Source organism: Bacillus sp. AFS037270 (assembly GCF_002585305.1).
In genome coordinates this window covers 1-21925 of record NZ_NUNF01000062.1, presented here as the reverse complement: position 1 = coordinate 21925, position 21925 = coordinate 1, and the positions used below count along the sequence as shown (strand labels likewise).

Genomic DNA, 21925 nt, shown 5'->3' with positions numbered 1-21925 from the left:
AATATAAAGAAAAACACCGAAATTCTAGAATAAAAATTAATCATAAAAGACTACTTTATTTTATAAAATCGTAGGAAGAGGTTTCTATTTATTACGTGTCCGCTATAAAAAAATGAGTTGAAGGGTGTTGCCGGAATGAAGCTAAAAGACATAAGCACCTCAGTGCCCAAAAAGGACCATAAAGGGAAAGTATCGGGCCAGTTGGCTTATATTAGTGACGTGAAAGTGGAAAATATGGTGTATGGCGTTTTGGTTCGGTCGCCGATTGCTTATGGAAAAATCCTATCCATTCATTTACCGAACCTGCCGGAAGGATATGAAGCCGTTGGAGCAGAGCATATTCCTGGACCTAATTATGTGAAAATTATCCAAGAAGATCAGCCTATTTTTGCCAATGAGTGGGTCAATTATATTGGGGAGCCGATTCTTATGCTCGTTGGAGAAGAACTAGATACCCTATATAGTTTGCTAAATGAAGTGAAGGTTGATTTTGAAGAGCATCAGGCCATTTATACCTTGGACGATGCCATTCAACAAAAATCATCATCCGGGGTGGTGATGGCAAACTATGAATTCGGGGAGAACTTAGAGAATATTTCAGCGCTCGAGCAGGGAGCCCATCAAATCATTGAAGAAGAATATGATACAGGTTATCAGGAGCATGTCTACTTAGAGCCACAAGGTATGCTCGCCATATATGAGGATGATGAAATCGTCGTCCAGGGTTCCATGCAATGTCTTTATTATATAAAAAATGCATTGCTAAGCGCTTTAGCCTGTGGTGACGATGAAGTCAGAGTGGTTCAAAGCCCTACCGGCGGTGGTTTTGGCGGTAAAGAAGATTTTCCCTCGATGATGGCGTGTCACGTAGCCGTTGCGGCAAAAGCAGTCAAAAAATCGGTCATGCTCGTGTTCGACCGTTCTGAGGATATGGTGGTGACCACCAAAAGGCATCCGGCCAAACTCCACTATCGAACGGCCCTTGATAAGGAAGGAAATATCTTGAGCATGTGTGTGGACATTTTTCTGGATGGCGGAGCGAATGCGGGATTAAGCTCTGTCGTGCTGCAGCGTGCCTTAATAAACAGTGCCGGTGTCTATAAAATTCCACATTTTCATGCAAAAGGCTATGTTTTAAAAACGAATACCGTTCCAAACGGTGCCTTCAGAGGCTTTGGTGCTCCACAAAGCTTTGCCGGAATCGAAAGTCATATCGGACATCTTAGTAAACTAGCAAACACCGAACCACTTGAATATAAACGAAAATACCTCGTCAAACAAGGAGACCCCACCATCACCAAAGGAAAATTCCGTGACCCAATATTAGTAGAAGATATGATTGAGGATTTACTCAACACGTCAAAATACCAAAAGAAAAAGGAGGAATTTCACCGTTATAATCAACAAAATCATCGCTATAAAAAAGGCATCGGAACTTCGCTGTTCCTCCACGGCTGTGGATTTACAGGCAGTGGCGAGAGAGATCATATTAAAGCAACAGTGAAGCTGGTTAAATCAAAGGATGGCAAAGTTATGCTAAAAATCTCCAATTCTGATATGGGACAAGGCATTTATACGACTCTTAGTAAGATTGTGGCCAAAGAACTCGACCTCCCGTTTGATAGAGTTATATTCCCTAATCCCGATACCAAAGAGGTTCCCGACTCCGGCCCGACCGTAGCCTCTAGGACGACCATGATTGTCGGAAAATTGCTTGTACGAGCCGCCCAAAAACTGAAGGCTCAGTGGCAACCAGGGGTGGAACAGGAAGTAGTAGAGAAGTATGTTCACCGTGAAATGATACCTTGGGACGAAAAAACCTTCACTGGAGATGCCTACCCGGCTTATTCATGGGGCGTGAATATCGTAGAAGTAGAAGTGGATACGTTAACAGGAAATGTAAAGCTGGGAAAAGTATACGCCAATTATGAGGTTGGAAAGGTCATCGATGATCGGATTATGAAAGGCCAAATTGACGGTGGTTTAGCTCAAGGATTAGCGTACGGATATCTAGAAAAGATGACGACACATCAAGGAAGAATTCAACAAAAAAGCATATCGGATTATGGACCGCCGACTTCATTGGACGTTGTTCCAATCGAAAGCAAGGTCTTTGATAATCCCTATGCGGATGGTCCCTACGGAGCGAAGGGCGCAGGTGAATTGACATTAATCGGCGGCGCCCCAGCCGTTCAGGCGGCGATCGAGGATGCACTGCAGACTTCTTTTCAGCAGATTCCGATTACACCGGAAGTCATTATGGAAAGTCTTTGGATGAAAGAAGGTGAAGAAGGTTGATTACATTTACACTAAATGGAAGAACGATAGAAACGGATGCTCCGGCCACAACAAGATTACTAGATTTAATAAGAGATGAGTTTGAGTTAATCGGTACAAAGGAAGGCTGCGGTGAAGGAGAATGCGGAGCCTGCAGTGTTTTTGTGAATAACCTCCTGCAAAACAGCTGCCTGATCCCGATTGGCTCGATTGAGGGGGCCGATATTCAAACAATCGAAGGGATCATGGAAACGGAACAATTTAGGATTTTAGATGAGTGCTATTCCATTGCTGGAGGAGTGCAATGCGGTTACTGCATTCCTGGAATGGTCATGGCTAGTGCCGCTTTATTATCCCATAACCCTCATCCTTCAGAGGAGGAAATTCGTGAAGGGATCTCCGGAAATCTGTGCCGATGTACGGGCTACAATATGATTGTGGATGCGATTAATCTGGCAGCTAAAAAAGGGGACGGCATATGGCAGAGAAAATAACCGCGTACCGCTTCGATCGATTAGACCAAACGTTGAGCCAATTGAACAGTGAAGATTGCGCCATCATAGCCGGCGGCACCGATGTCATGGTTCTTCACAAAAGCAGAAGGGGAGTACCACCGAAGATCCCTAGACCGATTGTTTTTATTGATCATCTTTCCGAGCTAAAGCAGATTTATCAAGATAACAAGGATCTCCACATCGGGGCCTGCTGTACGTATAGTGAATTACTTGAACATCCCTTAATACCTTTTGCCTTAAAGAACGCCATTAAAACCATTGCGGCCCCTGCCATCCGAAACCGAGGAACATTAGGCGGCAATATTTGTAACGCCTCTCCAGCCGGTGACACGCTTCCATTATTATATGTATACAATGCAAGGCTTCTGCTGCGCTCCATAAATGGTAATCGCATCGTTGCGATTAGCGATTTTATTCAAGGTCCACGAAGGGTCGGGCGGCATCCTAATGAAATTTTGGCTGAAATTATCTTGCCGTCCGTTTTCGAAGAAGGTGCTCATGTTGTTTTTGAGAAAGTCGGCAACCGCAACGCCGATGCCATTGCCAAGGTAGGGTTTGCCGGATATATCCGGTTAAATGGTCCCCGAATCGAGGATGTCCGCTTTGCCTTTGGGGCGGTCGGGCCTACGATGGTTCGGTCCCTTGATATTGAGAAGAAGCTGATTGGAAAATCCATCCCATTAGCAAATTCAGATATTGCTCCGATTGTGGCAGACTTCGATAAGATCATTCGTCCAATCGACGATCAGCGCTCCACGGCCGTCTATAGAAAAACTGTTGCATTAAATCTGTTACGCTATTTTCTTAGCTTGAAGCAAACTCAAACGAATTAATTTTTTCAAAAAGGAGGGAGCTTGTCATGCTGCTTATGGAAAAAGTGGCCATGCTAAACCGTCATAACGAAACCTTTGCTTTAGCCATGATAATAGAATCCAAGGGCTCGACTCCCAGGCATGTTGGAAAAATGATTGTATACCGTGATGGTACGATTGAAGGTACTGTCGGAGGGGGCTTGGCTGAACATTATATCATCGAAGACAGTGTAAAGGCGATACAAAATGGCCAATCAAAAATCGTTGAATATAAATTGAATAGACATGCAAAAGACGGAATTCAGATGAGTTGTGGCGGCACGTTACGGGTCTTTATTGAAGTCTATACCAGCAGGCCTGAACTAGTAATAGCCGGAGCCGGTCATCTCGGTTATGCATTGGCCAGGCTTGCGGATTCCCTTGAATATCCCTATTGCATCGTCGATGATCGCGCCGGGTATTGTACGGAGGAACGCTTTCCTAATGCGACAAATCTTTTTGTGAACGAGGATATTGGCAAGGCAATGCTTGCAGCCAACCTAAATGAAAAGTCATATGTGGTGATTGTGACAAAAGACCGTGATGATATGGTCTTAAAAACAGCACTGCAATTTCCAATTGCTTATGTTGGGATGGTAGCCAGCAAGCGCAAGGTCATAACCATATTTGAAAAATTAAAAAATGAAGGAGTCACTCAGGAACAGTTGGAGCAGGTTCATTCTCCAATCGGAATGGACATTGGCTCGGAAACAACACAAGAAATTGCCATCAGTATTATCGGGGAAATCATCAAAGTAAGCAAGGAAAACAAGTCTATGAAAGTGAAACAATTAAATAGATAAGTAGAATATTTTCAACGTTTCTTACATTTTGTAAGGAACGTTTTTTTATCAGAAAAACCCTGTTATCCGTTCGACAAGAGAAGTACAAACCATGGCCTTGGTTTGTACTTCTGATGTTAGTCAGTTTTGCATGATGTATATATAGTTAGATTTTTAAATTTAGTAAACGCGAAATTTTATAATAAAATATTCAAGTCGATGTCGCCCTCAGTTAAATTAATCTTGTGGGAGGAGATTTCTATAGTTTTTAACAATAACAAATATTGGAAGTTTTCATTTGGATCTTTTAAGTCAGTTTCCAAATAGTTTTTAATGTTATCTAAACGATATAGGAGGCCGCTTTTAGAAATGTTCAAAATACGCATTGTTGTTTCGATTTTTAAATTATTATTTAAATAAACATAAAGTGTTTGTAATAATTCTTTGCTCTTTTGCTCCTTTAAAGTAAGGATGGGAGCGAATTTATGCTTTGATAATTGTATTATGTGATCACTATTTGATTCATTTAAAAAAATTGAAAGGATACTAATGTTCTGAAAAGCAGCGATTGAATTCTTTGAATCGGAAAAAAGTGCAAGTGATGCCTCATGATAATGTGAATTTGCTTCGTTTATAGAATGACCAATATTGCTATAACCAATTTGTAGAGGATGATTTGGAAATTGTTTGCTAACTACTTGATAGAGATGTTTTAAGATTAAGCCGACTTCTTCATCATTATTTAGGCGATGGAAAATAATTGTGATCGTTTCCAACTCTTTATTGGTAATTAATATACGGTATTTCGAGAGTTGCTTTTGAAGGTAGTGTTCGATTTCTTGTTGAATAGGGGAAATGTTCTTGTTCCATCTTAAGATTGCAATCGTGTACTTTTCATTGACATCTATGTTAAAAAAACGCGATTTGGAAAGAATCTCATTATAACTTGTGTGCTTTTTATTGATTAAATTATGTGTAAAGCGATTTTCGTCCATTTCACTTGAGTTGGTCTTAATCTGATTCGCTAATAAGAGGATTGAAACTACATTTGTGAATTTGGAAAGAATTAAATAATCATTTGATGTAAATAAATTTTTTTTAACGCTTATAATTGATAAATAGGCGACAACCTTATTTTGGATAACGATTGTATTACATAGTCGCGTGTGGTGGTCAAGTGTTATTACTTTTTTGTTAAAAGCGAGCTGCTGTCGTTGCTCAAAGAAATTGGCACCTAATTGTTGACGCTGCTGCTGATCATAATTATACATATCTTGTTGGATTAGATTTTTCTCATTTTTATCAAGACCAATAAAATGTGCAACATTAAAAAAGATATCTTCGATAACAAATTTGCGATCAAAAGCAAGGAATGCTCGTTGGAGAACCTCCTCAATAGAAGCACCATCTGTTATAGATTGAATTAATTTGATTTGAATATTACTTAATTCGATTAAATCGAAGTTCTTCCCCTGTGTATGATCATTAGAAGATTTTTCTACTAACGGTTGCACTGTATATATATCCCAAGTGCAATTTTCATCACCTTTTCCAACACAAGTTTTTTCCACAACATTCACTTTAAATTGACAAACCGTACTCATATAACCTGAGGCAAATCCAATAAGTATGTCGCAAACTGGTTTGTCGCTTTGGCCAAATTGTTTTAAATGCTCCAACGCCTCAAATGATTGCTGCCATGTTCCAGTTCCTTGAATCGTTTTAATCGTATCATCCCCGTAAAGCTCTATATATCCTTCGAAAATAGAACCAGTAAAATGACCTTTTTTACAATGACAAATAGGACCTTGGTTAATCAGTTCCTTTATGTTGAAATATTTTTCTTTCATTAACATGGCTTCTGTTTTCCCCAATTCATAGCCATATTCGAACATTAATTCTCTAGCTTTTTCATCATCGACGGTGTTTAATAGTTCATTTCGTAAATGGACAATCGCCCTTGTCATGACAATGTTATCCATATCATATTCGGATTGAAAGGTAGTTTTATTGATAGTTACGATTTGTGAACTCATTAATGATCCCCCTTATGACAAATCCGCATTAAACAATTTATCAATACTAATTCTCATCTAATAGAATGCAAGTAAATAGTATTTATTATTATATAGCAAAAATTTCGTATAAAAAAACCAAACGAATCATACTGATAACGTTTTCATTTCCAGACGGATAGTTCGTTATCAGAATATTTTAACTCTTGTATAGTGAAGTTGTAAAACAATAACTGTTCAAGGGGGATGTATTTATGTTACCAGAAATTGCAAAGTTAGGGCATATAGCATTAATTACTCCGAATTTAAAGAAATCACTATGGTTCTTCACTGAAGTATTAGGTCTTGAAGAAACAGAGGAAGTGAATGGTACACATTATTTTAGAGCATGGGGAGATTTTGAACATCATTCACTGTCGTTAACACAAGGGGGAAAATCAAAAGTAGATCACATTGCATGGCGTACGAAACGTCCTGAGGATGTGGGGAAATTTGCTGAAATGTTAGAGGCTGCTGGAGCTAAAGTAACTTGGGTTGAAAAGGGTGTTGAAGCTGGACAAGGTAGAGCAATCCGTTTCCAATTACCAAGTGAACATCCATTTGAAATTTACTATGAGATGGAAAAAACAAAACCTGACCAAGAACGTAAGTCTGTACTTAAAAACCAAGTATATAAATCGTGGCGTAAAGGTGCTTCACCTAGACGATTCGACCATGTCAATTTAGCTACTTCTCAAGATCCAGCTGTCATTCATAAATGGTTAATAGATAATTTAGGCTTTAAATTACGTGAATATGTAGATTTAGGAAATGGTGTTATTCAAGCTGGTTGGTTAAGTGTAACTCCTCTAGTACATGATATCGCGGTAATGGCAGAACCAGAAGCGGAAACACCAAACCGTTTGCACCACCTTGCTTATTGGTTCGATAATGCACAAGACATTTTACGAGCAGCTGATATTTTAAGTGAGTATGGCATCGAGTTTGTTGGTCCAGGGAAACATGGTATTTCTCAAGCGATTTACTTATATGTTAAAGATCCAGGAAGTAATCACCGTATCGAACTGTTTTCAGGAAGTTATTTAATTTTTGAACCAGACTGGGAGCCTGTTCAATGGACTCCAGAGGATTTAAAAGTTGGTTTAACTTATTGGGGACAAGATGCAGTTATTGGCAATGAAGAATCAACTGAAGCCTAGGAGGTGTCAACGTGGTATATCAAACAGAAATTCTTGATACAGGAAATTATCGAACTTTTTATTGTGAGACCGGAACAGAAAATAAAGAGGTTCTTGTATTTTTACATGGATCAGGACCAGGAGCCAATTCTATTAGCAATTGGCAGTATATCCTTAATGAACTTTCAGAAGAATATCATGTCATTGCACCAGATATGTATGGTTTTGGTCATACCGAGCATCCAGACATCCATCCTAAAACCTTTTGGGAATGGACTCAATGTCGAGTGGACCAAGTTCTTGAGCTATTAGATAAAAAGAATATCCATGAATTTAATCTAATTGGGAACTCTATGGGTGGTTATGTAACTTTAAATGTTGTACTACATGCACCAGAAAGAGTTAAAAAAGTAATGTTAATGGGAAGTGCAGGTGGAGACGCTCCACCAACGGCTGAAATTTTACGTATGGTTGGTTTTTATAAAAATCCGACTTTCGAAAACTTACGTAACCTTACTACATGGTTCGTGCATGATTCGTCATTGATACAGGATTCCTTAGATGATATTTTAAAAATCCGTTATGAAATGGTGCAAAGACCAGAAATTAGAGAATCATATAATCATAATATGTTCCCTGGACCAGGTGAGGCCATTATTCCACCAAATGCCTTAAAACAAATGCAACAACCATTTATACTGTTGCATGGCTATAATGACCGTTTTGTTGCGAAGGAGAGCAGCCTTGCTATGATGAACTACCTGCCAAATGCTCAATTACGATTATTTACTCAATGTGGACATTGGATTCAGGTAGAGAAAAAGAACGAGTTTTTATCAGCAGTGAGAGAATTCTTTTAATAATAAAAACAAAACAGAATGGGGGCTCATATATGACAGTTCAAGGGCAAGTATTGAATAAGCGGTTTACTGAAACAGAGTTAGAATTGATTGAAAAAGCTCGTGAAGCTGGCAAACTAGCTGAATCAGAATTAGTAACTTCAGAACTAATTGCATCTGTTTCTCAAAACTTTGTTAATAAGTTGATTGAAGCAGGTATTACACGTGCAATGCTTCCAAAAGAATACGGAGGACCACAAATATCATTACGTGGCCTAGGAGAAATTGTACGCACAATTGCGTACCATAATATCTCTGCTGCGTGGGTAAGCTATTTCTTCCCATTACACAACTCTTTACCATCACACCTTCCACAACAAGGTAGAGATGAAATGATAAAATCAGGCGGTTTAATCGTTGATGTTTTCGCACCTGTTGGACAAGTAACTGTTGTAGATGGCGGAATTCGGTTAACTGGTACTTATAACTATACAAGTGGTGTTGCGTTTGCAGAATGGATTGGTTTAGGGGCATTTGCTCAATTACCTGAAGGGGATCGTCCTGAATTTATCATGGGATTCATGCGTAAAGAAGAAGTCCAAGTAAATGAAAACTGGGATACATTTGGTTTACGTGGTTCAGGTAGTAACCAGGTAGTTGCATCGGATGTATTTATTCCAAGAAGGCGCGTTTTAAGACTTGAGGTTGCGAATGATACACGTCGTCCGCCAGTGGGTTCTAATTATGATCCAGACTATCCATATTATCATGTGCCATACTTTTCAGCATTCTATCTTGGATTCCCGAATATGGCATTAGGTGGAGCCAAACGTTTAATCGATGAGTATAAGCAGAGAACAGCAGCCCGAGTCCGTCTCCATGGGGAGAATGAAAAAGATTCTCCACGTAGTCAACGAATTCTAGCTCAGCTTATGCTTCAATATAAAAAAGCGAATGGATTAATGGATCACTATTACGATTTATTAGCGACGTATGAAACAGAAGGTCCTTATGAAAAAGGTGAGTTTTCTGCAGTTCGTGCGGAAATCATCAAAATTTGTCAGGATATTGCTACGACAGTAATGGTATCACTTGGCGGGGCATCTCTAACAAAGAATGACACGATTGAAGTATTTGTACGTGACATTATTGCAGTTGCCACACATGTTACTTCTTTGTATGAGGATGCTGTTTACACTTATGGTCGCAATTTATATGGCTATCAAGGTATTGGTTGGGGTTAATAGGCGTTACTTATTAATCTATTGAAGTAATAAAAGAATTAGAGCAGAATTGCTCTAATTCTGTTTTATTTAAAACATCAACTTACATTTTAAGAAATCATATTTATAATGAATATCTGTCCATCTGATTCAATAGGTAGAATTTTCCGAGGTTGAGTGTGTGGATTATCTAGGAGAAAAAATAAGCTCTACTGCTATTTGACAGCGACTTATTGAAGGTTTAGTCGATGAGGTTCCACATTTTTTAGGAAAATATTATAAGCCAGAGGTAATGGCTGCTTTAAAGGCTTCGACACTGAAAGCTGGCGAAATGATTAGTGGTAAGAAAATGGGGCTTACTTCTATAGCGATGCAAAACCTACTTGGAGTGGATCAACCTGATTATGGTCATTTATTTCATTCTATGGAAGTGAAGGTTGGAGAGATGTTTCACTGAAAACATTGTTCCAACCTAAAGTTGATGGGGAAATTGCTTTTGTTTTGAAAAAGGATTTAGAGAGTGGTTGACGAGATTCGAGTAAAGAGTTTTTACTGGAGTTAAAAGAATGGCACAATCACAAATGGGTATTCGAAATGAGTATGTGGCTGAAGGTATCTATCCAGGTCTTAGTTCATGCTTAAAGGTTGCTGAGCCAAATGGACATACTGTAGTCTTTTATCATTCGATGAAGCAAGTTGAGATTCGAAATGAATTTGGGACGATTAAAGCATTGCCGATGCGTAATACACATCAGTTTAATGGCATACCACCTATTAAAATCGATCATATGACAATTAAGTAGATAAGTAGAATGGAAGAGAAGGGGACGGCAGGTAAGCCGTTTGCAGCAAATCCTCTTCAGATTGGGGAAATGCTGGCTTAGAACAAAATCAAAGTTTTATTTAGTATGGCATGTAAAAAGCTCCACTGGGTACCGGCATCGTGCCGCTGCCGGGCGGAGAAGAGCTTCAACACGAAAACCGACGACGCCGATGCGCCGTCGGTTTTCGCGGTTCAGCGCTCGAACGTAGTTAGACATCATGTATCATCTCAAGGGCATAATCTTTTCCATCGGATTGTACGACAGTGATATAGTTGTTGAGGATTAGCTTAAATTTCACTTAATAATATCTAAGTTTTCAGAAAAATATGTTAGAATGAAAATTGTACCCTCTAAATTATGGTAGCATAGAGTGCAAAACAAAAAAATGTGAACGTGAAAGAATAGAATTTCCATCGTGGTATATGATAACTATTCATTTGTTCGATTGAGCACAAACTAAGGGGTTGAGAAAAAAATGAGTTTTAAGCCAATGCACATAAAGAATGCTTTTGAATCACCTAAAGAAACAGTTTTGAATGAATTTTATGAACGAATAATTTCAATCCCTATTGAAGCAAGAACCAATTTGAAAAATGAGCTCATTACGGTCATAGGCGAGGAACGAACAAGGGGCGTATTTATTCGCTACGGCTGGCATTGTGGTGTGAGTGATGCAGAAAAAGCCATGTCATTGCAATGGGACGATGAGATGGATTTGGTCCATGCAGGTCCTAAATTTCACAGGTTGCATGGTTACTTAAATAAAGTGGAAATTTTGGAAATGAGCTTTGATGAGAATAAGAAGTGCAATTTTATTGAAGTCCTTTGGATTAATACGTTTGAAGCGTCTCAATATTTAAAAGCCAAAGGCCTTAGTAAAGAGCCTGTTTGTTATACCTTGTGTGGATATGCGAGCGGTTACTTATCAAAAGTGTTGCAACAGCCGATCCTTGTTAAGGAAGTTGAATGTCGTGCGATGGGCAGCGAGCAATGCAAATGTATTTGTATGCCAATTGAAAAATGGGGAGAAGAAATTACGAGTGACCTGAGTTATTATCAAGCAAATAGCATGATCAAGGAACTCGATGAAATAACAGCGAAATTAAAAATCGAGCGGGACCATTTAAGTAAAGCGAGCGATATACACCGGCAATTAATTGAGGAACTACTGTCGAACCAAGGGTTACAAAAAGTGGTTGATATTTTATTTGAAACGACTGGTTTAACAGTCTTTATTGAGGATGAATATAACCAAATTATAGTAAAATCGGGAAACCTTCCAAATCCACTTACTTTACATACATTTAGAGATTCGAACACGGCATTTGTACGTTATTCAGAAAAGCTTTCCTTGTTACGCACCCCGATTATTAATGGAGAGCAAATGAAAGGCTATTGTTCTTTTGTTTATACGGGAGAGAATCAGCCTAATGAGCTTGATTATATGATTATTGAAAAGGCCGCCATAACGTCTTCGCTTATATTAATGAATGAAAGTATAAAAGTTAATACGGAGCAAACGATTAAACGGAGCTTTTTAAATGATATCTTGGAAGGTCGATTAGCAAAGGAAGAAATGTATAAAATCGCCTATTATTTAGATTTCAATCCTTCCTCAACATATTGGATGATAACGTTAGAACGATTTGTAAAGGAATCAAAAATCGAACATGAAATCGCGTTTAATGAAGAATTGATTCGTCATATTCATCTATTTTTGAAAGAGTGCAAGATCAATTCAATCGTTTCACAAAAACTCAACAAAATTATTATACTAATGGAGTACCCTACTTTTGAAAGTTTGCATCTATCACAGTCTACGTTTATTGATCAATTGTTAAAGCATTGTTCACGGCGCTTCCCAAAATATAGGATCTCTGTTGGTGTAAGTTCTGTCATCCAGGAGTTTTCACAAACGGTCACGCTATATAAGGAGACATTGGCGGCATTACGTACAACAAACAATCGAAAAAATGTATATTACTTCGAAGAGCTTGGAATTGAAAGCGTTTTATTCCAGATACAAGATGATGTGTTGATTGAGCGCTTTGTGAATCAACATATTGGTAGGTTGTTAGAAGTAGATGACAATGAATTTGAGTTAATAAAAACGTTATATGCCTATATAGATAATGGTAGCAGTATTAACAATACCGCGAAGGAATTATCCATGTCGATTAGCGGATTACGCTATCGATTGGCCAAAATTAGTGAGATTTTAAACCATGATCTGAATGACACACAATATGCCTTCACGCTTTATTTAGCCATCAATATTTTAAAAGCAAAAGGAAAAATTGAGATTTAACATATAAGGCCTTGCCCAATCACTTGTTGATGGACAAGGCTTTTTCGTGTTCTAGGAAATTATAGATTTACTACTTGTGGATAACTTTTTACAGGTTTAGATACGTCCAGCTCCAGCGCCTAGCCCCTCGAGGTCANNGCCGGCTCGTCTTATGCTTGTCGGGGCTAACCAAGGCGCTTGCGCTTTTGTTCTAGTTTACGCAATCCAATTAAATATATAAAGATAGTATTTAGTAGGAAACGTTTTAAAAACAATCAAAATTCAATATGTATCGTAGGTATATTTAAAATATTCTAAATATTATAATTCAAATCAGTGGTAGAAGCTTTATGGAATTTGAAAACGTTTACTTTAAAGGAGGAAGGTATATGGCAGTTAATCTTTTAGAAGTGAAAAAGACTCCCAACAAAGAAGAACTTCTTATGATGGCAAAGGAAGTCGGATTATTAGCTGAGAAATACGCTTTAAAGGCAGATCAAGATTCAAAGCTTCCAGATGAAGTAATTGAAAAAATAAAAGAAGCTGGGTTTCATAAACTTTTACGACCAAAAGAATATGGCGGCCAAGATTTAGATTACTTTACTTTTGGCGAAATGATCCGCACAATCGCGAATCATAGTATCGCCGCTGCATGGTTAAGTTATTTCTTTGTTATTCATGAAACCTGGGTTGCCTTTTTACCAAAAGAAAGCCGTGATGAATTGTATGGACATGGTGGCTTAATGGCTGATGTATTTGCCCCTGTTGGGAAAGTAACAGAGGATGGCGAAGGCTATCGCCTTTCAGGGCAATGGAACTTCTGTAGTGGAGTGCTTTGGAGTGATTGGATTGGACTAGGCGCAATCACCCAGCTAAAGGATGGGACAGAGCCAGAATATTGTTTATTTATTTTGAATAAAGAGGAAGCGGAAATCGTCCATAACTGGGACGCAATGGGCTTACGTGGCTCAGGGAGTAACGCGGTGAAAGTTAATAACGTTTACATACCGCCGAATCGAATTTTCCATGCAGCCCGTGTTATTAACGGTGCAGGCCCGGTAGATGGCAATTTTGAGCCTGACTATCAAATTTTCAATGTACCATATATCCCATGGTTCTTAATGGGCTTCCAATTTATTCAGATTGGCGGTATAGAACGATTGATTGATATTTTCCAAGAAAAAACAGAAAATCGGATTCGTATTTTTAACAATAATTCAAATGAAAAAGAAGCAGCTAGTAGTCAACGTGTATTGGCGGAATTAAAGCTACAATTAAGTTCCTTAAAAGGCTTAGCAAATGATTATGTTGAAAGGTTAACGTATTATCAACAAAATCGCATTCGTACATTGGATGAAGAAGAGCGTGAAAGATTGTTCGGGATTCGTGCGCATATATCAAAAACGACTTCTGAGATGGCGCTCCGTATTTTACTAACTTTAGGTGGAAACTCCGTATTTAAAGGGCAGCCTACCGAATTGTTTGTGCGTGACATTATGACAGCGGCTTCTCATCCGACACACCATTACGAAGATGCGCTTGGCTCATATGGCAAGTCAATCTTTGGCTTTAAAGGAAACCCAATTTGGTAAATAAAACTTTGGAGGGAATGTGAAATGATGAAAGAACCTATTTTTGACGTGGCACATTTGGCACATATTGAAATTTATAGTCCTAAAGTAGAAGAGTCCGTTTGGTTTTTTAAAGAGATTTTAGGGATGGAAGAATCGCACCGACAAGGTGATTCTGTTTATATGCGTGCTTACGAGGATTTTTATCATCATACACTGATCATTACCAAAAATGAGGAAGCAGGTCTTGGGCATGTGGCATGGCGTGCTACTTCTCCACAAGCTCTAGAGCGTCGTGTACGAGAGATTGAAGCGACAGGTTATGGAACGGGCTGGATTGAAGGCGATGTCGGTCATGGACCAGCGTATCAGTTCACAACGCCAGATGGTCATAAAATGGAAATTCTTTGGGAGGTTGAATATTTCAAACCGAATGAAGAGCAGGCAACACCACTTCTGAATCGACCGCAAAAACGTCCACGTCGCGGAGTACCTGTACGTCGCTTAGACCATGTGAATGTACTGGCGAACGAGACAAATAAAAACGTTGAGTTTTTAGAAAATGCACTTGGATTTAAAGTGCGCGAACGTATTCTAAATGATGATAATACAGATGTAGCAGCATGGTTAAGTTCAAACTCATTAGTGCATGAAGTGGCCATCATGGGAGATGCGTTAGCTGAAAAGGGAAGATTGCATCATATTTGCTACTGGTACGGGTATCCCCAACATTTAATGGATGTAAGTGAATTATTGGTAGAGCACGGCTTTAAAATTGAAGCAGGTCCTGGCAAGCACGGTGTCTCTCAGGCTTACTTCCTATATGTGATCGAACCTGGGGGCAATCGTGTTGAATTATTCGGTGACACGGGTTATCAAATTTTTGACCCAGATTGGAAAACGGTTGAATGGAAAGGGAAAGATTTAGAGCATGCCATTATTTGGTACGGTTCTAATTTACCACAAGAGTTCTTTGAATATGGAACACCAGTGAGGAAAAAGGAAGTTGCACCAATAAAATAAACGATGGCGAATCGTTAAAGGTGAGCTTGTTGAAAGGGGAAACATGGACTTCTCCCTAACGGACAAGCTCACAATGTATGGAATCTAAAAGCGAGAGGAAGCTTTCAATAGTTTCCTCTATCTCTTTTTTAATAGATGGAAGGAGCAATGGGTTATGACGATTATCACAAAATATATGGATGTGAATGGGATTAACACACACTATCATGAGGAAGGGAGTGGAGCAGAAAAAATTATTTTAATACATGGGTCAGGACCAGGTGTATCTGCCTTCGCAAACTGGCGATTAATTATCCCACGCTTAAGTGAATCCTATCATGTATTTGCACCAGATATTATTGGTTTTGGTAAGACGGATAAACTCCCCGATCATCAATATACCGTTGAATTGTGGGTACAGCATTTAATTAGCTTTATTGAATCCGTGTCTGATGAGCCTGTTCACTTAGTCGGCAATTCAATGGGCGGCGCATTAGCACTCCATGTTGCCTACCATAGACCGGACCTGGTGAAAAAATTAATTTTAATGGGGAGTGTTGGCATCAAGCACCAAATTTCAGAAGGGTTAGAACGTGTTTGGGGTTATGAGCCAAGTTTGCAATCCATGCGAGAATTAATCGAGCTATTCTCTTATGATGAAAAAGCAGCGAAAAATGAAGAACTAGTCCGTCTTCGCTATGAAGCTAGTATGGAACCTGAGGTGAAAGATGCATTTTCGGCCATGTTCCCAGAGCCTCGCCAACAAAAACTGGACGAATTGGCGTTAACGGATGAACAAATTCAAAGCATAAACGTACAAACACTATTATTCCATGGCTTTAATGACAGGGTTATTCCTATTGAAGATACAAGCTATCGTCTTATTGAATTGCTTCCACATGCAGAACTACATGTATTTAATGAGTGCGGCCATTGGACACAAATCGAAAAAACCGAGCCGTTCGTGGAGAATATTTTAAGATTTATTAAATAATGAATCATTAGGATGAGCCTTACGTGTGATGGAGGATTTCGAAAAGTAAAGGTGGGTAATTTCAATATTCCTGCTACATAAAAATAATCTTGGGAGGTTGATAGAAATGGATGATCGTCAATTTCGAACGGCAATGGGAAAATTCGCAACAGGAGTAACCGTGATTACCACAGAACTTGATGGAGATATACATGGTATGACAGCAAATGCCTTCATGTCTGTATCCCTTGATCCAAAGCTCGTTGTCATTTCAATTGGAGAAAGAGCAAAAATTTTAAATAAAATCAAGGAAAGCAAGATCTTTACCGTGAATATTTTAGCTGCGGATCAACAGGAGCTATCGATGATTTTTGCGGGACAAATCAAGGAACCTCGTGAAGTTGTTTTTGATCGTCTAGATGGCAAACCCGTGTTAGCAGGCGCGACCGCACAGGTGGCTTGTGAAGTATCCACGGTGCATGTGGAAGGAGATCATACTTTGTTTATTGGAAAAGTAACCGATATTCACCTTGAAGAGAAGGAACCGCTTGTTTTCTTCAACGGAAAATACCGTGCATTGGCAGAAGTATAAGCTGATTTCATTTTTGGAACATGAAAGGAGACTGTATGGAAACGATCTATTTAAATAAGGAAAATTTGGCTGCTTATCAGGAAATAGCAAGCGCAAATGTTATGGCACTTGGGTGTTTTGACGGTCTCCATCATGGGCATGTAAAAGTGATTCAAACCGCATGGCAGGAAGCTAAGAAAAGACAAGTCTCTCTTTCAGTCATGAGTTTCTTTCCTCACCCGAAAACGGTCATCGGGGGGAAGGCGTGTTTTCACTATTTAATGCCGCAGTCCGAAAAAGAAAAAAGGCTTTGTGAACTAGGTGTTGATACTTTTTACCTTGTGGAGTTCGATAGAGAGTTTTCAGGGTTGTCACCTCAGGCATTTGTAAAGGAATACCTAGTTAATCTGGGTGTATTTCATGCTGTAGCAGGATATGACTTTTCTTATGGCAGCCGAGGTGCAGGAAATATGGATACACTAAAACAAGATTCCGGAGATCGGATTGAGGTAACTACGGTCGATAAGGTGGAGCACAAAGGAGAAAAAATCAGTTCGACTCGTATCAGACAACTACTGTTAGATGGGAATGTCCAGGAGCTGCCCTATCTCATCGGGCACTCTTACGAATCAAAATGCAAAGGCACTGGAACCTTTTTAACTCCCTATTCGCACTATACACTCCCTGCTCCTGGAAGATATGATGTTACATTGAAAAATGAGAGCACATCTTTTCAGACCGAAGTGATGGTAATAGAGAAAGGCGTAACGCTTACTAGTTTAGATCAGATTCCGTCATGGCTCGAAGGAACCTTGACCATCGTCTGGCATCGGCGGATGAAGGCTGAAAAGGTTCAAACGGGGAAAAAGGATCATACTTTTTGTATTATAGATGGAAAAGTTATGGAAAAAAGCTTACAAAAGCTAAACTTATCCCAAACATGGCTCGATGATCAATTAAAACAATCTGGTGTATCGCTTTCAGATGTATTTTATGCGAAAATCCAAACTGATGGATCTCTTCATATTGATCAAAAGAACAATATTAATTTACTTCTCTAAAAAGTGTTGCATTCTTTGCAATGCTTTTTATTATAAATATCAAGTGGAAACCCTTATAAAAGGGATCTCCTCGAATCGAGCATTTCTTTACTACATAAATAGAGGAGTTAGGAAGCAAAGGAATTTCCAAAAATTTCAATGGACTGGGACACAAACGTTCACATTAGGTGAAAATAATAGTAATAGTAATATTAATAGTATGAATTTTTGAAATAAACGGAAGGCCAAATGATTTTTAATGCAAATAAGGGATATGTGGGGATAGGCGGTATAACAAAACTATAGTATGTAAATAAGCCAATAAAAACAATACTTTGTTTACATATTGGCTTATTTTTTATGAAGGAGAATTTCTACAAAAGGAAGGGATTAAAGAACTAATCAAAATTAGTTTTATAGTGATTATATCTCTTTTTTCTTACCAAAAAAAGAAAGGGAAAAAATTGATACTCACAAATGGGAAGAAAACGGGTGCTCTAAAACATGGTCCTGGTCCCCAAAAACCATAACCGTAGCCATTACTTGAACTAGAGGAACTTAATTCCTCAATTTCAAGACCTTTTTTCGTCACCTTTGCAACTCTTCCAATCGACCATTTATTGTTTTCATTTTTATACTTAATCATTTTGCCTTCTAATCTCAATGCTTGATTATAATCTAATTGCACTTGTATGTCCTCCTTTCAATTAAACTTGTTATAGATTATGAAAAAAATATTTACTCGTAAAGGCTAATATACGGCCTTGTCCGAAAAATATTTTTGAGGGGAATTCTACCTCGTTTATATATTTGTACTCTTATTAAACGTGAGCCAAAAATAATCCCCACCTGTCATCCAGATGGGGATCGCGTTATTATTAGGTAAGTTTTTAAAAACTATACAAAGGATAGGAAGTGTTGTTGATCAAGGCAGTAATTCATCCAAGGCACTTTTATCTGTCAGATCAATGTTGGGTAAATTTTCAAATAGATAATAATATGGATTTAAACCATTTTCTTTAACCAATACCTGAATGGATGAATATTCAGTTCGAGAGCTTTACACCATTTGGTTTGAGAATGGCCAATTGCTGTAAATTCTGTAGGATTTTCCTATAACCTAAGAAAAATAAATGCCTCCACACAAAAAAGGAACAAAAATCGCGCTAAATCGCAAAAAACGCTAAAAGTGTCCTCAAATTCGAAAAAGTGAAATTCGCTTTGGCCTGCAAATCTCGATATGGTAGAAGTGCTAAAAGACGGAGGCTTTTACATAAAGCCGCCTCAAAGGACAAGGTGAAGAAATAGTGTCATAAACTATTCACATTCTATTGAAAAACATATGACCATTTTCTTCATTTATTTATATATCAAGCATGAAGGAATTTTAATAGAAGAAAGGCAGTGATGGAAAGATGGCAAAGTTTAGAATGGTACGTACTGATTTTTGGAAGAATCCAATTGTTTCAGAAGAGATGACCCCGGAGGATAAATATTTTTACCTCTATCTTCTAACGAATCCACATACAACTCAAATTGGAATCTATAAGATTACCAAAAAACAAATGGCCTTCGATCTCGGCTATTCGATTGAGAGTGTTCATTCGATAATGGAACGATTTATCCTGCATCACAAGTTGATCCGCTACAATCCTGAGACGAGAGAACTCGCGATTAAAAACTGGGGAAAAGATAATCTTCATAAAGGAGGAAAACCAGTGATGGATTGTATTTTTTCCGAGTTAAAGGAGGTAGAGGATCTCTCACTAATTCAATATGTTTTGGAACCTATTCAAAAACAGGAAATTCGCAGCCTATATGAATCTTTTTGTGAACAAGAAGAGATGATGTTCGGCAACGATGCTAGCGGCCAAGATGAAAAGGATACATATCTAGAACCTCCATATGGAGTGTGTGACGATACGTTAACGCATCGTTATACGACAGGTGGACAAAAAGAAAAAGAAGAAGAAAAAGAAAAACAACAACAAGAATCTTTTAATCTGAATCTAGAGAAAAATCCAGACATCGAGAATCCATTACATAGTAATCAAAAAGATGTGAAAGAAATCGTTGAGTTTTGGGACTACAATGGATTTGGTTTTTCAAACATCAATGCGAAACAGCAGCTGTTAGCTTGGTTAGAGGATTCCAGCTTCCTACAGCCGAAAGAGGTCATTTTAAAAGCGATGAATATTGCCTGTGCCAATAACAAGCGAAGGCTGAGTTATGTGGTTGGAATTCTGAAAAACTGGGAAAATGAATCTCTTCTGACGGTTGAAGAAATAGATTCGTATCATGAGAACAACCAAAAACCTATGCCCAAGCTTAAGCAATCTACGATACCTCCGGGAGACAAATTCCAAGTGGTTTTAAACTCGATCTAACGGCGGGTGAAGAGTGATGAGTGTGGTGGAAAAAGTGTTCTTAGGGTGCTTAATGAAAGCAGGGTATTTACTCAAGGATACCGTGGTCCAGCCTGAACAGCTAGAAAGTACACGGCATAAAGAATTAATGAGAAAAATGGTCGAGTTAAACCGGGCCGGTAAGAATATTGATTTATCACCTTGACTACCTTACCACATCTCGATTCATTCGGGGGAATGTCTTACCTATCGGGCTGTTATCGTTTGCGGATCTTGAAAAATTTGAAGGCACGGAGAAGCTCATTCTTGACCTATGGAAGGAACGGGAGAAGAGAAATATCTTGACGATTGCAGCCCTGAACGATTGGGAGATTGCAAAAGTCATTGCCAAATTGGACAAGATTAATCAAATGAAGATGGTGGATCACACGTCTTTACAACAAGCTTTGTCCCATATCTATGAGGCACCTTGGGAAGATCAAGCAACGCTGAAAAGTGCCACAACGGGCATCATAAAGCTCGACGAAGTGACAGGAGGGTTCCAGGACGGGGAAGTAACGATACTAGCCGCAAGACCCTCGATGGGGAAAACCGATGTGATGCTTCATTTTGCCAAAATGACAGGTTGGGCAGGTTACTTGCCACTCGTATTTTCCTTGGAAATGCCTGAAAAGCTTATTACCACCCGATTAATGGCTTCAACAGGGGGTTTTAACCGTGCAAAAATGCGGGATCCGAAAAGAATGCTCAGTCAAAGTCAAAAGGATAAATGGTCTGATGTGATTAGTGCTCTCAATAATACCCATATGCAAATTTTTGATGGGGCAGGACAATCCATTGCCGAAATAAGAGCAAAAACGCGGAAAATGATGAATCAGTTTCCAGCCAAGAAACCGATCCTTTTAATTGATTACTTAACATTGATCCAATCAGGTCAAATGTACGGAGGAAATTCCCACCTACAGGTCACGGAAATATCTAAATCTTTGAAAACGATGGCGAAGGATTTTAATTGCCCCGTCATTTGTTTGGCGCAGCTTAATCGCTCAGTGGAATCAAGAGCCGATAAACGACCGATGATGTCTGATATTCGGGATTACTTGAAGCATACGCCATAGATTAAAATCTTTTAAAACTAAATAGTTAAATTAATAGTAAGTAACAGTTTCCTATGAGAGGGGGAAGGGCGTTGTATATAAAAATAAACTCGTCCCGTTTGGATCCTAAAGTAACAAATCATTGTAACAAATATAAAGATGATAATAGATTTTTAATATTTAGAGATAACAGGAATGAAGCAAGTTTTTTGTTACATTTTCTACAAGAATCTGAAATCACAACTAAATATTTATTTACTTTAAATAAAATGGGAACACACGAAAAAAAATATAACTTCCCTTGGTGGCTGCCGCCAACAACAGTACCGCCGACGACAGTACCGCCAACAACAGTGCCACCGACGACAGTACCGCCGACGACAGTACCGCCAACGACAGTACCGCCGACAACAGTGCCGCCGACAACAGTGCCGCCAACAACAGTGCCGCCGACGACAGTGCCGCCGACGACAGTACCGCCGACGACAGCGCCGCCGACGACAGCGCCACCGAC

General features: G+C 38.9%; 20 protein-coding genes and 1 pseudogene. 18 read left to right on the top strand and 3 right to left on the bottom strand.

Annotation, left to right across the window (positions count from 1 at the left end; translation table 11 throughout):
- Window positions 1–135 precede the first annotated feature (135 nt).
- From COD92_RS25530 to COD92_RS25515, 4 genes are read left to right on the top strand one after another with little or no spacing between them, the layout of a single operon-like run.
- Window positions 136–2298 (top strand): xanthine dehydrogenase family protein molybdopterin-binding subunit, encoded by a 2163-nt coding sequence (locus COD92_RS25530; protein WP_098530145.1) that lies wholly within the window; start codon window positions 136–138, stop codon window positions 2296–2298.
- Window positions 2295–2771, top strand: a complete 477-nt coding sequence (locus tag COD92_RS25525) for a (2Fe-2S)-binding protein (RefSeq protein WP_098530146.1) — start codon at window positions 2295–2297, stop codon at window positions 2769–2771. The genes COD92_RS25530 and COD92_RS25525 overlap by 4 nt, the downstream gene beginning before the upstream one ends.
- A complete protein-coding gene (locus tag COD92_RS25520; protein ID WP_098530147.1) occupies window positions 2756–3625 on the top strand; it encodes an FAD binding domain-containing protein in 870 nt (289 codons plus the stop codon). The genes COD92_RS25525 and COD92_RS25520 overlap by 16 nt, the downstream gene beginning before the upstream one ends.
- Window positions 3626–3651: 26 nt before the next feature.
- Complete coding sequence (locus COD92_RS25515) at window positions 3652–4446, top strand: XdhC family protein (protein ID WP_098530148.1); 795 nt, start codon at window positions 3652–3654, stop codon at window positions 4444–4446.
- A 176-nt stretch (window positions 4447–4622) separates the two neighbouring features.
- On the opposite strand, the gene COD92_RS25510 is transcribed toward COD92_RS25515, so the two are convergent.
- Window positions 4623–6461, bottom strand: coding sequence for a V4R domain-containing protein (locus COD92_RS25510; protein ID WP_098530149.1), 1839 nt, complete (start codon window positions 6459–6461; stop codon window positions 4623–4625).
- A gap of 233 nt (window positions 6462–6694) precedes the next feature.
- Between COD92_RS25510 and COD92_RS25505 the strand changes: the two genes are divergently transcribed.
- The 11 genes and pseudogenes from COD92_RS25505 to COD92_RS25455 all read left to right on the top strand — a co-directional run bounded on the left by COD92_RS25505 (window position 6695) and on the right by COD92_RS25455 (window position 17969).
- Window positions 6695–7639, top strand: a complete 945-nt coding sequence (locus tag COD92_RS25505; protein ID WP_098530150.1) for a VOC family protein — start codon at window positions 6695–6697, stop codon at window positions 7637–7639.
- An 11-nt stretch (window positions 7640–7650) separates the two neighbouring features.
- Entirely contained in the window at window positions 7651–8478 is an 828-nt protein-coding gene (locus tag COD92_RS25500; RefSeq protein WP_098530151.1) for an alpha/beta fold hydrolase, read from the top strand.
- Between the two features lie 32 nt (window positions 8479–8510).
- Window positions 8511–9701, top strand: coding sequence for an acyl-CoA dehydrogenase family protein (locus COD92_RS25495; RefSeq protein WP_098530152.1), 1191 nt, complete (start codon window positions 8511–8513; stop codon window positions 9699–9701).
- Between the two features lie 295 nt (window positions 9702–9996).
- A pseudogene (locus COD92_RS32535) lies at window positions 9997–10196 on the top strand (2-keto-4-pentenoate hydratase); the annotation flags it as partial.
- Between the two features lie 50 nt (window positions 10197–10246).
- Complete coding sequence (locus COD92_RS25485; RefSeq protein ID WP_098530153.1) at window positions 10247–10483, top strand: VOC family protein; 237 nt, start codon at window positions 10247–10249, stop codon at window positions 10481–10483.
- A gap of 496 nt (window positions 10484–10979) precedes the next feature.
- Window positions 10980–12812: a helix-turn-helix domain-containing protein gene (locus tag COD92_RS25480; RefSeq protein ID WP_098996630.1), complete on the top strand. Its 1833-nt coding sequence runs from the start codon at window positions 10980–10982 to the stop codon at window positions 12810–12812.
- Window positions 12813–13180: 368 nt separating this feature from the next.
- Window positions 13181–14383 carry an acyl-CoA dehydrogenase family protein gene (locus COD92_RS25475; protein WP_098530155.1) on the top strand — a complete coding sequence of 401 codons (1203 nt, stop codon included), beginning with the start codon at window positions 13181–13183 and terminating at the stop codon, window positions 14381–14383.
- A gap of 24 nt (window positions 14384–14407) precedes the next feature.
- A complete protein-coding gene (locus tag COD92_RS25470; protein WP_098530156.1) occupies window positions 14408–15385 on the top strand; it encodes a catechol 2,3-dioxygenase in 978 nt (325 codons plus the stop codon).
- 154 nt (window positions 15386–15539) lie between these two features.
- Window positions 15540–16358, top strand: a complete 819-nt coding sequence (locus COD92_RS25465) for an alpha/beta fold hydrolase (protein ID WP_098530157.1) — start codon at window positions 15540–15542, stop codon at window positions 16356–16358.
- Between the two features lie 106 nt (window positions 16359–16464).
- Window positions 16465–16929, top strand: coding sequence for a flavin reductase family protein (locus COD92_RS25460; protein WP_098530158.1), 465 nt, complete (start codon window positions 16465–16467; stop codon window positions 16927–16929).
- A 35-nt stretch (window positions 16930–16964) separates the two neighbouring features.
- On the top strand, window positions 16965–17969 hold the full coding sequence (locus tag COD92_RS25455) for a YetF domain-containing protein (protein ID WP_098530159.1): 1005 nt from the start codon (window positions 16965–16967) through the stop codon (window positions 17967–17969).
- Window positions 17970–18387: 418 nt separating this feature from the next.
- Here COD92_RS25455 and COD92_RS25450 read toward each other — a convergent pair whose 3' ends face one another.
- Window positions 18388–18636, bottom strand: coding sequence for a hypothetical protein (locus tag COD92_RS25450; RefSeq protein WP_098530160.1), 249 nt, complete (start codon window positions 18634–18636; stop codon window positions 18388–18390).
- A 727-nt stretch (window positions 18637–19363) separates the two neighbouring features.
- Here COD92_RS25450 and COD92_RS25445 point away from each other — a divergent pair.
- Genes COD92_RS25445 through COD92_RS25440 form a run of 3 tightly spaced genes read left to right on the top strand, consistent with a single transcriptional unit; the run spans window position 19364 to window position 21432 of the window.
- On the top strand, window positions 19364–20335 hold the full coding sequence (locus COD92_RS25445; protein ID WP_255286638.1) for a DnaD domain protein: 972 nt from the start codon (window positions 19364–19366) through the stop codon (window positions 20333–20335).
- A 16-nt stretch (window positions 20336–20351) separates the two neighbouring features.
- Window positions 20352–20519 carry a hypothetical protein gene (locus COD92_RS32290; protein ID WP_176541187.1) on the top strand — a complete coding sequence of 56 codons (168 nt, stop codon included), beginning with the start codon at window positions 20352–20354 and terminating at the stop codon, window positions 20517–20519.
- Complete coding sequence (locus COD92_RS25440; RefSeq protein WP_098530161.1) at window positions 20503–21432, top strand: DnaB-like helicase C-terminal domain-containing protein; 930 nt, start codon at window positions 20503–20505, stop codon at window positions 21430–21432. Before COD92_RS32290 ends, COD92_RS25440 begins: the two co-directional genes overlap by 17 nt.
- Before the next feature lie 118 nt (window positions 21433–21550).
- On the opposite strand, the gene COD92_RS32285 is transcribed toward COD92_RS25440, so the two are convergent.
- On the bottom strand, window positions 21551–21925 hold a 375-nt coding region (locus COD92_RS32285; protein WP_176550475.1), incomplete at its 5' end, for a hypothetical protein.